Annotated in this window: 13 protein-coding genes; 5 read left to right on the forward strand and 8 right to left on the reverse strand. The window is 72.6% G+C overall.

The window, feature by feature from the left end:
- Positions 1 to 70: 70 nt before the first annotated feature.
- The 5 genes from AB0C22_RS21025 to AB0C22_RS21045 form a co-directional block, all read right to left on the reverse strand.
- Positions 71 to 3643, reverse strand: a complete 3573-nt coding sequence (locus tag AB0C22_RS21025) for an adenylate/guanylate cyclase domain-containing protein (RefSeq protein ID WP_357536521.1) — start codon at positions 3641 to 3643, stop codon at positions 71 to 73.
- Complete coding sequence (locus AB0C22_RS21030; protein ID WP_357536522.1) at positions 3640 to 4440, reverse strand: MBL fold metallo-hydrolase; 801 nt, start codon at positions 4438 to 4440, stop codon at positions 3640 to 3642. Before AB0C22_RS21030 ends, AB0C22_RS21025 begins: the two co-directional genes overlap by 4 nt.
- A gap of 147 nt (positions 4441 to 4587) precedes the next feature.
- Positions 4588 to 5049 (reverse strand): RidA family protein, encoded by a 462-nt coding sequence (locus AB0C22_RS21035; protein ID WP_208567707.1) that lies wholly within the window; start codon positions 5047 to 5049, stop codon positions 4588 to 4590.
- A 10-nt stretch (positions 5050 to 5059) separates the two neighbouring features.
- Positions 5060 to 5215: a DUF4177 domain-containing protein gene (locus AB0C22_RS21040; RefSeq protein WP_088643831.1), complete on the reverse strand. Its 156-nt coding sequence runs from the start codon at positions 5213 to 5215 to the stop codon at positions 5060 to 5062.
- 44 nt (positions 5216 to 5259) lie between these two features.
- Positions 5260 to 5742 (reverse strand): hypothetical protein, encoded by a 483-nt coding sequence (locus tag AB0C22_RS21045; RefSeq protein ID WP_219465111.1) that lies wholly within the window; start codon positions 5740 to 5742, stop codon positions 5260 to 5262.
- 327 nt (positions 5743 to 6069) lie between these two features.
- Between AB0C22_RS21045 and AB0C22_RS21050 the strand changes: the two genes are divergently transcribed.
- Genes AB0C22_RS21050 through AB0C22_RS21060 form a run of 3 tightly spaced genes read left to right on the forward strand, consistent with a single transcriptional unit; the run spans position 6070 to position 8897 of the window.
- Positions 6070 to 6690, forward strand: coding sequence for a hypothetical protein (locus AB0C22_RS21050; protein ID WP_219465112.1), 621 nt, complete (start codon positions 6070 to 6072; stop codon positions 6688 to 6690).
- Positions 6691 to 6716: 26 nt separating this feature from the next.
- Positions 6717 to 7694, forward strand: a complete 978-nt coding sequence (locus AB0C22_RS21055) for an ArsA-related P-loop ATPase (RefSeq protein WP_357536525.1) — start codon at positions 6717 to 6719, stop codon at positions 7692 to 7694.
- 54 nt (positions 7695 to 7748) lie between these two features.
- On the forward strand, positions 7749 to 8897 hold the full coding sequence (locus AB0C22_RS21060) for an ArsA-related P-loop ATPase (protein ID WP_208567703.1): 1149 nt from the start codon (positions 7749 to 7751) through the stop codon (positions 8895 to 8897).
- A 6-nt stretch (positions 8898 to 8903) separates the two neighbouring features.
- Here the strand turns inward: AB0C22_RS21060 and AB0C22_RS21065 are convergent, their stop codons facing one another.
- Entirely contained in the window at positions 8904 to 9224 is a 321-nt protein-coding gene (locus AB0C22_RS21065; protein ID WP_208567702.1) for a WhiB family transcriptional regulator, read from the reverse strand.
- A 403-nt stretch (positions 9225 to 9627) separates the two neighbouring features.
- On the opposite strand from AB0C22_RS21065, the gene AB0C22_RS21070 reads away from it, so the two are divergent.
- Positions 9628 to 12063: a transglycosylase domain-containing protein gene (locus AB0C22_RS21070; RefSeq protein WP_219465115.1), complete on the forward strand. Its 2436-nt coding sequence runs from the start codon at positions 9628 to 9630 to the stop codon at positions 12061 to 12063.
- Positions 12064 to 12137: 74 nt separating this feature from the next.
- On the opposite strand, the gene AB0C22_RS21075 is transcribed toward AB0C22_RS21070, so the two are convergent.
- The gene (locus AB0C22_RS21075; protein ID WP_357021463.1) at positions 12138 to 12581 is read right to left on the reverse strand and encodes a peptidoglycan-binding domain-containing protein; all 444 of its coding nucleotides are present in this window, start codon (positions 12579 to 12581) and stop codon (positions 12138 to 12140) included.
- Positions 12582 to 12777: 196 nt separating this feature from the next.
- On the reverse strand, positions 12778 to 13233 hold the full coding sequence (locus AB0C22_RS21080) for a GatB/YqeY domain-containing protein (RefSeq protein ID WP_357536527.1): 456 nt from the start codon (positions 13231 to 13233) through the stop codon (positions 12778 to 12780).
- Between the two features lie 25 nt (positions 13234 to 13258).
- On the opposite strand from AB0C22_RS21080, the gene AB0C22_RS21085 reads away from it, so the two are divergent.
- Entirely contained in the window at positions 13259 to 14152 is an 894-nt protein-coding gene (locus tag AB0C22_RS21085) for a metallophosphoesterase (protein ID WP_357536529.1), read from the forward strand.
- The last annotated feature ends 268 nt before the right edge of the window (positions 14153 to 14420 follow it).

Here is a 14420-nt window from a genome sequence, read left to right on the forward strand (position 1 = left end):
CATCCCCGTAACCGACAGACCTACCGTTTCGACGCCGGACCCCGCCGCCGACGGCGCGACGCGGGGCCGGTCAGACCCCGCCGGCCAGCCGGGCCGCCAGGGCGTCGGCGCTGGCCCGCTCGCTGCGCTGCTCGGTCGCGTACGCCAGCCGGACCGCCTCCTGCGCGCTGGCCGCCGCCTCCACCGGGTGCCCGCAGGCCGCCAACGCCTCGGCCAGCACCCCCGCGCCGATCACCTGACTGCGGACGTCCTCCGCCGGTGCGGCGACCGCCCGCCGGGCCCAGTCCAACGCCTGCTCCGACTGACCGTGGGCGAGCAGCGCGGAAGCGTACCGGGCCAGGGTCTGCCGGCGGGAGAAGAGCAGCGTCGGTGTCTTCGCGGCGGTCGTCGCCACCGGGGCGAGCAACCCGACCGCGGTGGCCGGGTCCCCGGCGGCGAGCCGGGCGGTGGCGAGCAGCACCCGGGGCGCGGCCTGCGCCGGGGCCTGCGGGTTGTGCGGTTCGACGGCGGTCAGCACCGCACGGGCGTCCCGCTCGGCGGTCTCGCAGTCGCCCATGTCCAACGCCACGAACCCGCGCAGCGTGCCGGCCATCCCGGTCAGCAGCGGATGCGACGTCCGACCGGCGTACGCCAGGGCGTCGGTGAACAGGTCGGCGGCGTGCTCCGGCTCGCCCAGCCCCCGCGCCACCACCCCCCGGACGACCAGCGCGAACCCGCGCCCCCAGTCGTCGGATACCGCCGCGAAGTCCCGGTATGCCCGGCGGGCCGACCGGTCCGCCTCGGCAACCTCGCCCAACTCGGCCGCAGCGAACGCCTCGACCGCGCGCAACGTGCCCACCGCCCACGCCTCACCGACGCGTTCCCCGAACGGCAGGAAGATCCCGGCCAGCCGGCAGGCTTCCCCCAACCGGCCGGCCAGCAGCCGGGCGAAGGCGGTGGTGCCGCGCAGCCAGGCCCGCCCGTACGGGTCCTTCAACTCGGCGAAGAGCCGGGCGGCCCGACCGAGCACCGCGTCGGTGCCGGCGAAGTCCCCCCGGGTGGTGGTGACCCAGGCCAGGTTCTGCAACGCCCAGGCCTGCCCCCGCAGGTCCTTCGCGGCGAGGCTGATCTGGTAGGACGCGGCGAGCCGGCTGCTCGCCTGACCGAGTCGACCGGCGACGAAGTCGGCCATCCCGAGCCGGCGCATGGCCGAGGCCCGCAGGTTGGTCACCTCCCCGGCGGTGGCCACCTGCAACGCCTCCTCCCAGCAGGCCACCGCGCGCCCCTGGTCGCCCTGCGTCTGGTGGGCCTGGCCGGCGAGCAGCAGGGCGCTGGCCCGGGTGCCGGCGTCGTCACCGGCGTTGGCGGCGATCTTCTCGGCGAAGGCCAGCGCGTCGCCGACCCGGCCGACCTGGAGCAGCGCCCGGGCGTGCGCGACCCGGTCGGCCGGGGGCACCCCCTCGCGGGCCAGGTCGGTGGCGCGTTCGGCGTGTTCGACGGCCAGTGCCGGCTCACCGGCCTGCAACGCCCGGCGGGCGGCCCGGCCCAGCGCGGCCACCCCCAGCCCGGCGACCGTCCGGGCCGGCGAGTCGGGGCGGAGCTTGACCGCGTCGGCGAGGGCGGCGGCCCGCTCGACCTGCTCGGCCACGAAGTCGTCCCGGGCGGCGTCGGTGAACCCGCCGGGTGCGGCGACCGACGCCGCCGGGTCACCGGTGGCCCAGCGGGCCAGTGCGGCGTGCCGTTCGGCCAGCTCCGCCTTGCTCACCCCGGCGTAGGCGGCCTCGCGCATCAGCGGGGTGGCGAACGCGAAACCGGTCCGGGTGCGGTGCAGCATCCGGCGTTGCAGCAACTCCTCGACGGCCCGTTCCAGCTCGACGGCGGCCACCGCGGCGGGCCGGCCGTCCCGCCCGGCCCGCTGCTCGCGCAGCGCCTCCAACGCGCCGGTGGGCACCGCGTCACCGACCACGGCGGCGTCGCGCAGCGCCGAACGGGCCTCCGGTGGGAGGGCGTCGATGCGGGCGGCGAGCACGGCGGCGAGGTCCCGGGAGAGCAGCCGGCTGCCCAGCGAGCCGGGCACCAACCGCCAGCCGCCGTCCGGGCCTGCGGTCAGCGCTCCCCGCTCCCGCAGCAGGGTGACCAGTTCGGCCAGGTAGAAGGCGTTGCCCTGGGCGGTGGCGAGCAACCGGTCGGCGTCGGACTGGGGCAGCCTGCCGCCGTTGAGATAGCTGGTGAGCAGGCGGGAGGCGTCCGCGCCGCGCAGCGGCGGCAACGGTTGCACCTCGGCGTCGGCGATCCAGGTCAACGTCCCGGCGGTCCGGACCAGCTCCGGTCGACCCAGCAGCATCACCAGCACCGGGCCGGTGAGCCGGGACAGGGTCGCGCCGAGGGCGGCGATCGTCTCGCCGGTGGCGTCGTGCAGGTCGTCGACCACGATCACCAGCGGCGCCTCGGCGGCCAGCGCGCTGAGCAGCCCGGCCACCGCGACCGGCACCGCCTCGGCGTCGGCGGCCGGCGGGGTCGCCCCCCAGCCGCCCTGGTCACCCGCGTTGCCGGGCAGTTCGGCGTAACCCAGCAGCGCCAGCAGCTGGTCAGCGGCGATCGGCGGTACCTCGGTACGCAGCCGGCCGAGCCGTTGACCGAGCCGGCGCAGCCGCTCCTCGACGGCCGGCCGGGTGAGCGCGGTGGAGGTGTCGCTGGGCAGGCCGACGGCGGCCCGGACCAGGTCGGCCAGCGGGGCCAGCCGACGCCGCTCACCGAAGGCGGCGCAGCGGACCGAGAGCACCCGGGCCCCGCTGTGCGCGGCGTACCGGCCGGCGCCGACGTCGTAGCCGGCGGCGAGGCGTTCCACCTCGGCGGCGAACCGGGACTTGCCGATCCCCGCCTCGGCGGTCATCAGCAGCACCCGGGGTTCGCCCCGGTCGATCACCTCGGCGAGCCGGCCGGCGACCCGGCCGATCTCGGTCTCCCGCCCGACGAAGGGGGCCTCGTCGCCCAGCCCCGACCGGGTGCCCGGGGCGTCCAGCAGACCCAGCAGCTCGTACGCCTCGACCGGCTCGCGCTTGCCCTTGAGCCGCAGCGGGCGCAGCACCCGCCAGGAGGCGACGTGCCGGGTGGCCGAGGACGTCCGGGCACCGGCGTAGATCGCGCCGACGGCGGCGGCGTCGGCGAGCCGGGCGGCGGTGTTCACCGTGTCCCCGATGACCGTGTACTCGATGGCGGCCTGGATGCCGGCGATCACGTCGCCGGTGTTCAGCCCGACCCGCAGGCCGAGCGGTGCGCCGCCGCCGCGTTCGTCGTCGAGGACCCGGCGCACGGCCCGCTGCATCGACAGGGCCGCCCGGACGGCCCGCTCGGCGTCGTCCTCGTGGGCCACCGGGGCACCGAAGACCGCCATGATCCCGTCGCCGGTGAGTTTGTCGACGTGCCCACCGAACGTCTTCACCGCACCGGCGAGCGCGGCCAGCACCCGGTCGGTGACGGCACCGACACGTTCCGGGTCGAGGTCCTCCGACCACGAGGTGAACTCGGACAGGTCACCGAAGAGCACGGTGACCACCCGGCGCTCGGCGGTCGGCAGGGTGGCGGCGGCCGGCAGTGCCGCCCCGCAGTTGTGGCAGAACCGCGCGCCCGGGACGGCGAGCGTGCCGCACACCGGGCAGGTCACGGCTGCTCCACTCCGAGGTGTTCGAGTTGCGCGCGGACCGACCACTCGGCGGCCCACCACAGCGACCGGTCCACGTCGGCGTAGACCGTCGCCACCACCTCGGCCGCGGTGCGCGCGCCCGCGTCGACGGCGGCCCGCACCTGGTCGAGGCGGGCCTGGCGGTGGGCCAGGTAGAAGTCGGCCGCCGCACCGCAGTCGGCCAGCGCCGGGCCGTGCCCGGGCAGCGCCGGGATCCCCTGGTACGCCGAGAGCCGCTCCAGGCTGGTCAGGTAGTCGCCGAGGTGGCCGTCGGGGTGGGCGACGACGGTGGTGCCCCGGCCGAGGATGGTGTCCCCGGTCAGCACCACCTGCTCGGTGCCGTACGACACCCGGAAGCAGACCGAGTCGGCGGTGTGCCCGGGGGTGTCGACCAGGTCGATGTCCAGCCCGGTCCCGCCGAGCTGCGTACCCGCCCCGGTCAGTGGCGGGCCGCCGATGGTGTGCGCGGGGTCGACGGCGAGCACGGGTGCCCCGCCGAGCAGTTCACTCAGCCGGGGGGCGCCCTCGGTGTGGTCGGGGTGCCCGTGGGTGATCAGCACGAACCCGATCGGTCCCGACGCCGCCACGGCGGCCAGGTGCGCCTCGTCGGCCGGGCCGGGGTCGACGACGACCGCGTGCGGCGCACCCGGGGCGCGTAGCACCCAGGTGTTGGTGCCCTCCAGGGTCATCGGCCCAGGGTTGGGGGCGCGCAGCAACGTCACCCAGTCCGGCAGCCGGTCGGCCAGCGCGGCCGGTGGTGCCGTCACATGCCCGGTCATGGCTGCGATCGTACGACCCCGCGCGCCACTCCCCACGATCTTGCGGAACCGGCGTACCCGGTTCGTGGCCGTTCGCGGCTTTCCGCCGGCCGACCGGCCCGGATCGTGGTGCGCGCCGGGCCGGCGGGCGGCGGTGGGGCGGTGCGGTCAGCCGACCTCGACGATCAGTTCGACCTCGACCGGGGAGTCCAGCGGCAGCTCCGCCACCCCGACGGCGGAGCGGGCGTGCCGGCCGGCCTCCCCGAAGACCGCGCCGAGCAGGTCGGAGGCCCCGTTGATCACGGCCGGCTGGCCGTGGAAGCCCGGTGCCGAGGCCACGAAGCCGGTCAGCTTCACGATCTTGACGATGTTCTCCAGGCCGACCAGCGAATCGACGGCGGCGAGGGCGTTCAGCGCGCACCGCTCGGCGAGATCCTTGGCCTGCTCGGGCGAGACACCCGCGCCGACCTGGCCGGTGGCGAGCAGCTTGCCCTCGACCACCGGCAGCTGACCGGAGACGTAGACGTGCTGGCCGGACTGCACCGCCGGGACGTAACTGGCCACCGGCGGCACCACGTCGGGCAGGGCCAGGCCCAGCTCGGCGAGCTTGGCGTGGGGTCCGTTGCTCATCGTCGGGCCCTCAGCCCTTGGGGCGCTTGAGGTACGCGACCAACTGGTCCGGGTTCGGGCCGGGGATCACGGCGACGAGTTCCCAGCCGTCCTCACCCCAGTTGTCGAGGATCTGCTTGGTCGCGTGGACCAGCAGCGGGACCGTGGCGTATTCCCACTTCTGCATCGGTGGAAGGCTCCCTTGCCTGACGTGGATGTTCCGCCGACAGCCTACGGTCCGGGTGCGGGTCGGGGCGCGGGACGCTGCTCCGGGGCGGCGGGCAGCTCGCCGCACTGCCCGGTGTGGTCGTACGGCTGGGGGCAGCGCGACCGGTCGGGCAGCAGCAGGTCGCAGAAGACCCGGTGCCGGTTGTTCTGGTCGTCGACGGTGGAGACGGTGGTCTCGCCGGCGTCCAGTTCGACCAGGAAGCCGAGCGAGGTGGCCACGGTGCCGGCCAGGGCGGTGGCCGCCGTCAGGTCGGCCACCCGGATCGGCAGGTGGATGACGTAGCCGGGCTCCTCGTCGTCCCGGCCCCGGTCACCGGGGCGGCCGAGGATCCGCAGCACCTCGGACGGTTCGGCGCAGCGCCGGTAGGACCGCTCGTTCATCGGCAGTGAACCACCCGACCCGTCCGCGTCTCCGGGCGAACCGCCCCGCCTCCCCCGGTCTCCTGGTGAGAAGTGGGCCCGGGAGATGTTCTCCGCGTCGCGCATGTACCTGCCTCCGGCCTCGTACCGTGAATGACCGCCGTCCGGACCGGGCGCCGACCCGAACCGCTCCCCCACACCCGGACGAACGTAGGACCCGGCCGGGGCGGGGGACAACGGGACGCGCGCAATCGCTCACCCAAAGTCACATATGCGACAGACGCTTGGTCTGAAAGGTGATCGCGACCCACCGCAGGTCGTGAGCAGTCCGCCACGCGCCGCCCATCGACCGTTACCCTTGCGCCTCGGACGGGCGATCAGGGGTCGCCCGCCGCGCCCGTACCCGCGTCGTCGCCAGGGGCGGCGACGGCGCCCCATCCCCCGGGGGACCACATGACCCATCCACCGTTCGGTGGCGCGAGCGGATCGCCGGGCGTGCCGACGCCACGGCAGGACCAACCCGACCCGGGCGGTACCACCGCCCCCGGCACCTCCACGCCCGGCACCTCCCCGTCCGGCGCCGCCACGCCGTCACCGGCGGGCTACCCGGCGTACCGGACACCGGCCCCCACGCGACGGCGGGGCGTGCTGGTCGCCTCGCTCGCGCTGCTCGCGGCCGTCGTGCTCTGCGGTGGTGGCGGAACGCTCGCCTACCTGACCCTGCGCGACGCCGAGGGCGGCGAGGGCGCCCGGGAGCCGACGGTGGCGGTGGACGGTTTCCTCACCGCCGTCTACCAGGACCGGGACGCCGGCAGGGCGGCCAACTTCGTCTGCGCGGAGTCGCGCGACCAACAGAAGATCAGCGCGAAGGTCGCCGAGGTGCAGAAGTACGCCACCCTCTACACCAACCCACGGTTCCGCTGGTCCAGCCCGACCGTCGACAGCCAGAACGGTGACCGGGCCACCGTCTCCACCAAGCTCACCCTGACCACCGCCGACGAGAAGATCGCCGAGCAGCCGTTGCGGTTCACGGTGGTACGGAAGACGGGTTGGTGGGTCTGCGAGGTCGGCTGACCACGTGGGGTGGATAGGCTCGACCGGTGCGAGCAGCTGAGCGGCCGGCCGACCCGGCCGGCACCGGATGGCCGTCCCGCCTGCACGTGGTGACCGGCAAGGGCGGCACGGGCAAGACGAGCGTGGCGGCGGCGCTGGCGCTCGCCCTGGCCGCCGGGGGCCGACGCACCCTGCTGGTCGAGGTGGAGGGCCGGCAGGGCATCGCCCAGCTCTTCGGCGTCGATCCCCTCCCGTACACCGAGCGGCACCTCGCCGACGCCCCGGGCGGCGGCGAGGTGCGCGCCCTGGCGGTGGACGCCGAGGAGGCGTTGCTGGAGTACCTCGACATGTTCTACAAGCTCGGCGCGGCCGGCCGGGCGCTGCGCAAGCTCGGCGCGATCGACTTCGCCACCACCATCGCCCCCGGCCTGCGTGACGTGCTGCTCACCGGCAAGGTCAAGGAGGCCACCACCCGCACCGCCGGGCAACGCCGGGTGTACGACGCGGTGGTGCTGGACGCCCCGCCGACCGGCCGGATCGGCCGCTTCCTCAACGTCACCGCCGAGACCGCCCGGCTGGCGAAGGTCGGCCCGATCAAGACCCAGAGCGAGGGGGTCTCGGCGCTGCTGCGCTCCCCGATGACCGCGGTGCACGTGGTGACGCTGTTGGAGGAGATGCCGGTCCAGGAGACGGTGGACGCGATCACCGAGCTGACCCAGCTCGGCTTCCCGGTGGGCCGGGTGATCGTCAACGCCGCCCGCCCGCCGCTGGCCACCGGCCGGGAGTTGACCCGGGCGGAGCTGAAGCGGGGGCTGGCCGCCGCCGGCTTGCCCACCGACGCGGCGACCGTGGCCGGGCTGGCCGGCGAGGCCCGGGACCAGCAGGTACGCCGGGAGCTGGAGGATTCGCTGCGGACCGACCTGGCGGAGCTGGGGCGACCGGTGACCGAGCTGCCGTTGCTGCCCGACGGGGTGGACCCGGCAGGGCTGGCGGCGTTCGCCGAGCTGCTCCGCCGGGCGGATTGACGCGCAGCTCACGTCGGCCCGGGCGCACGGACCCCACCGGCCCGATACGCTCGAATGGTGCCTTCCGAAGACGCGGCGCCCGTGCTGGACGTCGACCAGATCCTCGCCGACCCCGGCGTGCGCATCGTGGTCTGCTGTGGCGCCGGTGGGGTCGGCAAGACGACCACCGCGGCGGCGCTGGCGCTGCGGGCGGCCGAGCGGCACGGCCGGCGCACGGTGGTGCTCACCATCGACCCGGCCCGCCGGTTGGCCCAGTCGCTCGGCCTGACCGAGCTGGACAACACCCCCCGCCGGGTCAAGGGGATCGACGTCGAGGCCGGTGGCGGTGAGCTGCACGCCATGATGCTGGACATGAAGCGCACCTTCGACGACGTGGTGCTCCAGCACACCGACCCGGCGAAGGCGGCAGAGATCTTCGCCAACCCGTTCTACCAGGCCATGAGCTCCACCTTCGCCGGCACCCAGGAGTACATGGCGATGGAGAAGCTGGGCCAGCTGCACGCCCGGGGCGAGTGGGACCTGATCGTGGTGGACACCCCGCCGTCCCGCTCCGCGCTGGACTTCCTCGACGCCCCGGCCCGGCTGTCCCGCTTCCTGGACGGCCGGATGCTGCGGTTGCTGCTCGCCCCGGCGCGCAGCGGGGGCCGGAGCATGTTCAGCTTCGTCACCGCGAGCTTCGGGATGTTCTCCCGGGTCGTGCAGAAGGTGCTCGGGGCGCAACTGTTGACCGATCTCTCCGGCTTCGTCGCCGCCCTCGACTCGATGTTCGGCGGGTTCCGGCAGCGGGCCGAGCAGACCTACCGGATCCTGCAGGCAGGGGAGACGGCGTTCCTGCTGGTGGCGACACCGGAGCCGGACGCGGTCCGGGAGGCGGCCTACTTCGCCGGGCGGTTGGGTGAGGAGCGGATGCCGCTGGCCGGGCTGGTGCTCAACCGGGTGCACCGGCCGGCGGTGGCCCTGGGCGCGGTGCAGAGCCGGGCGGCGGCCGACCGGCTGGCCGACCTGGGTGGGCACGACGCCACGGTCGACGTGCTGCGCGCGCACGCCGCGCTGGCGCAGCAGGCGGTCCGCGAGGAGCAGGTCGCCCGGCGGTTCACCGAGGCGTTCCCGGCGGTGCCGACGGTGTCGGTCACGGCGCAGCCCGCCGACGTGCACGACGTCGACGGGCTCCGGACGATCGGGGCGGCGATCAGCCGTCCCTGACCGGCGTCAGCCGGCGGCGGTGACCAGGATCTTGTCCTTGCCGGTGCGGTCCTTGGCGTTCTTCTTCATCGCCGCCTCGAACATCTTGCGCCAGCTCGCCACCTGCGGGTGCCGGCGCAGCAGGGCACGGCGTTCCCGCTCGGTCATGCCACCCCACACGCCGAACTCGATGCGGTTGTCGAGCGCGTCGGCCAGGCACTCGTAGCGCACCGGGCAGCTGCGGCAGATCCGCTTGGCCACGTTCTGCTCGGCGCCCTGTACGAACAACGCGTCCGGGTCCCCGTTCTGACACGCCGCCAGCGACGGCCAGTCAGTGATCATCCCCATCTGTACACGTCCCCCCTTGCAGTACCTACCGACCTCGTGCGACCAGCCGTCGTTCCCCCGGTCGTCCGGCCCGTTCCTTCCCCCAGGGGGCACGGACGACGTGTGGCTCGGGTCGCCGCCACCATCATGCTCTGTAGTCGCATGATTACGCAACGTTGTCGGCGAAATCCAGCATTACGGACAGTCCCGGCTTACCGGGCCTTCGATCGCCGCTTACCCCGCCGGAGTACGTGAAAACGCTGCGCGGGCTCCACCGATCGGTGGAGACTCGGCGCGGGTCACACGCAACCCCACACCGGGGGTCGTGCGTTTAGCACAACGAGGTCGGCGCGCGCAGGAAATGGGGAAAGAACGCCCCGGCGCCCCTCGTTCCCTACTCGCGTACCCTGTCGAGGTGACCTGGATGCGGAAACGTGACCACAATGTCTTCACCAACGCCGCATCGCTACTGATCTGCGGCCTGCTGGCCGGTGTGGTGGTGGCGGCGGCGGCCTTCCCCGCGGTGGCGATGTCCGGCCTGGCGGCCAAGGCCGGAGCCGAGACCTTCGGGGCGTTGCCCAAGGAGCTGACGGTGGCCCGCGCGCCACAGATCAGTTACCTGCTCGCCAGCGACGGCAAGACCCCCCTGGCGACCATGTACGACGAGAACCGGCGCGACGTCAAGCTCGCGGACATCTCCCCGTACATGCAGAAGGCGATCATCGCCGCCGAGGACCACGACTTCTACAAGCACAACGGCGTGGACATCAACGGCGTGGCCCGGGCGTTCGTCAACAACCAGTCCGGCACCAACTCCCAGCAGGGCGCCTCCACCCTGACCATGCAGTACGTCCGGCTGGCCATCGCCTACTCGGCCACCCACCCGGCCGACGTGGTCGCCGCGACCGAGGACACCAGCGCCCGCAAGCTCCGCGAGATGCGGCTGGCCCTCCAGGTCGACAAGGAGTTCTCGAAGGACGAGATCCTCACCCGCTACCTGAACCTCGCCTCCTTCGGCAACGGCGCGTACGGCGTGTTCGCCGCCAGCCAGGTGTACTTCGGCAAGTCGCCCAAGAACCTCAAGATCGAGGAGGCGGCGCTGCTGGCCGGCATGGTCAAGGCGCCCACCACCAACGACCCGACCACCCGCAGCGGCTACCCGCTCGCGCTCGACCGGCGTAACTACGTCATCGACAACATGGTCAAGACGAAGGCCATCACCCAGCAGGAGGCGGACGCCGCCAAGGCGGTCAAGCTGGCGGTGAAGGACAAGCGCACCCCGAACGGCTGCGTCGCCACCAACCAGAAGGACTGGGGCTTCTTCTGCGACTACTTCTACCGCTGGTGGCTCGGGCAGGAGACCTTCGGCTCCACCACGTACGACCGGGAGCGGCGGCTCAAGAGCGGTGGCTACACCATCACCACCACGCTCGACGTGCAGGCGCAGAACGGTGCCGACCGGGCCGTCCGCAAGAACCTCGGGGTGAACAGCAAGGCCGCCCGGATGGTCGCCGCGATCGAGCCGGGCACCGGCCGGGTACGCGCACTGTCGGTGAACCGGAACTTCAAGATCGATGACCCGAAGAAGCCGCAGAACAAGTACTCCAGCGACCCCAAGAAGGCCAAGAAGAAGATCCGGGGCAACTACCCCAACACGGTGAACCCGCTGCTCAGCGGCGGCCAGGGCATCACCGGCTACCAGGCCGGCTCGACGTTCAAGATGTTCACCCTCGTGGCCGCGCTGGAGAAGGGCATCCCGCTCGCCTACCAGATCAACTCGCCGCCGGTGTTCAAGTCGGAGTACATCGTCCAGCAGAACTCCCCGGCCGCCTGCTCGGGGACGCACTTCTACTGCCCCAAGAACGCCTCGGCGAGCATGGCCGGCGTGCACAACATGTGGACGGCGTTCGGCAGCTCGGTCAACACCTACTTCGTCCCGCTGGAGCAGCAGGTCGGCGCGGAGAACGTGATCAAGGCGGCGCAGAAGCTCGGCATCACCTTCCGCAGCAGCGACGACGCCCGCCGGGCCACCAAGGAGGGCGGCGCCAACCAGTGGGGCGCCTTCACCCTGGGTGTCTCCTCGACCACCCCGCTGGAGCTGGCCAACGCCTACGCCACCCTGGCGGCCGACGGGAAGTTCTGCGAGCCGATCCCGGTGCAGCAGATCAAGGACCCGGAGGGCAACAAGCTCGACGTCGCCAACCCGCGCTGCGAGCAACGGATCAGCACCGAGGTGGCCCGGGCCGCCGTGGACGCGGCCCGCTGCCCGGTCGGTGACCGGTCGTCGGTCTCCAAGTGTGTCGGGGCGACCGCCCGCAACGTCCGGGGCATCGTCGGCAAGCCGGTGGCCGGCAAGTCCGGCACCACCGACGGTGACAAGACCTCGGCCCTGGTGGCGATGACCAAGCAGTTCGCGGTAGCCGGCATCATGGCCGACCCGGACTGGCCGCAGACCAACCAGAAGATGGGGCACGACGAGACGCCGACCGGCATCAACCCGGCGGTCTACCAGACGCTGCGCGACGCCATGAAGGGCAAGCCCGGCATCGAGTTCACCCCACCCAACGGCAAGATCATCAATGGTGACCAGCGGTCCATCCCGAACGTGAAGTGCCAGTCGGTGGACAGCGCCCGGAGCAGGCTCAAGGACGCCGGCTTCTCCGTCGTCGTCTCCGACAACAAGATCGCCTCGGACTGCCCGGCCGGCTCCGTCGCCGGCACCAGCCCCGACGGCCGCACCATCAAGGGCGGCGTGGTCACCATCGAGGTGAGCAGCGGCGGCGGCAGCACCCCCAACCAGGCCGGTAACACGCCGGGTAACACCGGCAACACACCGGGCCGTCCACCCGGCAACAACTGACGCCTCTGTCGACGCCAGTGGGCGGGCACCCGGTCGGGTGCCCGCCCACTGGCGTCGAGGCTCTCGGAGCCCGATCAGGTGTAGATGGGATCGGCGGCCTTGTCGCACCGGTTGCCCACCGAGCGCCACGTCAGGCTCAGCCGGGTCTGCGGTCCATAGACGCCGTCTGCGGTGATGCCCTCCCGCTTCTGAGCGGAGACAAGGGCGGACTTGGTCGCCGGGCCGAAATCGTTGTCCACGGTGATGCCGGCGCCATAGCAGTATTTCAACGCCCGTTGCAGGGCACCGACAGCGCTGCTGTTGGCGCCCTGCGCCATTCCACAGCTCGTGCTCGACGCGGTGCTGCCGGTCGACGGCATGGCGATGGGATCGACCGTGCTGTAGGCACTGCTAGCCACGTTGACCGTGCGGGAACACGTGGCCTGGATGGAGATGTCAGCGGACGCCGCCGACGGCACGACGACAACGGCACCCATACACGTCGAAATGAATAGGGAAGCAACAGCCAACGGCTTCATAGTCACCTCAAGTGGTCGAGGCAACGAGGGTCATGTCCTCAAACCGGTGTCGAACACGCCCCCGTTGCATGTCAAGCCGGCCAAACGAGCCTTCCACGAATCAGCCGTCACCGCAACAGCCAATTGCAGGCACTCTCGGTAATCAAAATTGAATTGACAAACCGGTGACCGGGGAAACGACCAGAGTTGATATGGGTCAGAGGCCGAGCTGTCGGCGTACCTCGGCGGCGACGCGACCACCCTCGGCCCGGCCGGCCACCGCGGCCTGCGCCGCCTTCATCGCCGGGCCCATCTGGGACTTCTCGGTGAAGCCGCCCGCGGCCAGCGCCCCCGCGACCAGCTCCGCCAACTCCTGCTCGGCGAGCTGCTTGGGCAGGTAGCGGTCCAGCACCGCGCCCTCGGCGGTCTCCTTGTCGGCCTGCTCGGCGCGGCCGGCGTCGGCGAACGCGGCAGCCGCCTCCCGGCGCTTCTTCGCCTCCTTGGTCAGCACCGCGAGCACCTCGTCGTCGGAGAGCTCGCGCTTGGCCTTGCCGGCGACCTCGGCGTTGCCGACGGCGGCCAGCGCCATCCGCAACGTGGAGGTGGTCAGCTCGTCGCGCGCCTTGAGGGCGGCGCGCATGTCTGCGGTCAGGCGGTCCTTCAGCGTGCTCATGGACGGTCAAACTACCCTGGTCGGCATGCGAAAGCGCACACTATTCGGCCTCGCCGCCGGGACCGTCGCCGCCGGGGCGGCCACCCTGGCGTACGCGTCCCTCGTCGAACGCAACATGTTCACCCTGCGCCGGTACGACGTGCCGGTGCTCCCGGCCGACGCCGAGCCACTGCGCGTGCTGCACCTGTCGGACCTGCACATGATGCCCGACCAGCGACGCAAGCAGCAGTGGGTGGCGTCGCTGGCCGCCCTCGACCCGGACCTGGTGGTGGTCACCGGGGACAACATGGCCCACCCCGACGCGGTACCCGGGGTGCTGCGCGCCCTGCAACCACTGCTCGACTACCCCGGCGCGTTCGTCTTCGGCTCCAACGACTACACCGGGCCGGTCTGGAAGAACCCGTTCACCTACTTCCTGCCCAACCGGGAGTACACCGAGGGTGCCGCCCTGCCGTACCAGGAACTGCGGGACGTCCTCACCGGGGCCGGCTGGGCGGACCTCAACAACGCGCGTACCTCGGTCAAGGCCGGTGGCCGCCTCGTCGAGCTGGTCGGCGTGGACGACCCGCACATCGGGCAGGACGACTACCCGGCCGTCGCCGGCCCGGTCACCCCCGCCGCCGACCTGTCCATCGCGCTCGCCCACGCCCCGGAACCGGCCCTACTCGACCAGATGGCCGCCGACGGCTTCGGGCTGCTGCTGGCCGGGCACACCCACGGCGGTCAGGTCTGCGTACCCGGCTACGGCGCGCTGGTCACCAACTGCGGCCTGCCCAGGGCGATGGCGAAGGGCCTGCACCGCTGGCCCGGCTCCGACTCCTGGCTGCACGTGTCGGCGGGCCTCGGCACCCACCCCACCGCCCCGGTCCGCTTCGCCTGCCCGCCCGAGGCCAGCATCCTCACCCTCACCCCCCGCTGATCCACCCGCACACCGCTCTGCTGCCCACGCTCCGCTGCTGCCCCGCTCTGCTGCCCACCCCGCTGGCCTCGCCCCATCCCCCGTTCCATGATCAGATTGCGAAAATGGAGACGACACGCCGTCAAACTTGCGCAAAAACGCAATCTGATCATGGAGGCGGCAGACGGCGAGCCGGTCGACGGCGGGGTGGAGCCGGGCAGCGGAGGATCATCGGGTCCCCCTGGCCACCGAGCGACCGGGGCCGGGGGGTACCGAGTTTGCTCGGCGG

The organism is Micromonospora sp. NPDC048894 (assembly GCF_040649765.1).
Taxonomy (GTDB): Bacteria; Actinomycetota; Actinomycetes; order Mycobacteriales; family Micromonosporaceae; genus Micromonospora; species Micromonospora antibiotica.

What these genes read in the sequence shown, in the direction of transcription:
- AB0C22_RS21030 (WP_357536522.1), bottom strand. Translation starts at nt 4,440, where the DNA reads ATGACCGGGCATGTGACGGCACCACCGGCCGCGCTGGCCGACCGGCTG.
- AB0C22_RS21035 (WP_208567707.1), bottom strand. Translation starts at nt 5,049, where the DNA reads ATGAGCAACGGACCCCACGCCAAGCTCGCCGAGCTGGGCCTGGCCCTG.
- AB0C22_RS21040 (WP_088643831.1), bottom strand. Translation starts at nt 5,215, where the DNA reads ATGCAGAAGTGGGAATACGCCACGGTCCCGCTGCTGGTCCACGCGACC.
- AB0C22_RS21045 (WP_219465111.1), bottom strand. Translation starts at nt 5,742, where the DNA reads ATGCGCGACGCGGAGAACATCTCCCGGGCCCACTTCTCACCAGGAGAC.
- AB0C22_RS21050 (WP_219465112.1), top strand. Translation starts at nt 6,070, where the DNA reads ATGACCCATCCACCGTTCGGTGGCGCGAGCGGATCGCCGGGCGTGCCG.
- AB0C22_RS21060 (WP_208567703.1), top strand. Translation starts at nt 7,749, where the DNA reads ATGGTGCCTTCCGAAGACGCGGCGCCCGTGCTGGACGTCGACCAGATC.
- AB0C22_RS21065 (WP_208567702.1), bottom strand. Translation starts at nt 9,224, where the DNA reads ATGGGGATGATCACTGACTGGCCGTCGCTGGCGGCGTGTCAGAACGGG.
- AB0C22_RS21070 (WP_219465115.1), top strand. Translation starts at nt 9,628, where the DNA reads ATGCGGAAACGTGACCACAATGTCTTCACCAACGCCGCATCGCTACTG.
- AB0C22_RS21075 (WP_357021463.1), bottom strand. Translation starts at nt 12,581, where the DNA reads ATGAAGCCGTTGGCTGTTGCTTCCCTATTCATTTCGACGTGTATGGGT.
- AB0C22_RS21080 (WP_357536527.1), bottom strand. Translation starts at nt 13,233, where the DNA reads ATGAGCACGCTGAAGGACCGCCTGACCGCAGACATGCGCGCCGCCCTC.
- AB0C22_RS21085 (WP_357536529.1), top strand. Translation starts at nt 13,259, where the DNA reads ATGCGAAAGCGCACACTATTCGGCCTCGCCGCCGGGACCGTCGCCGCC.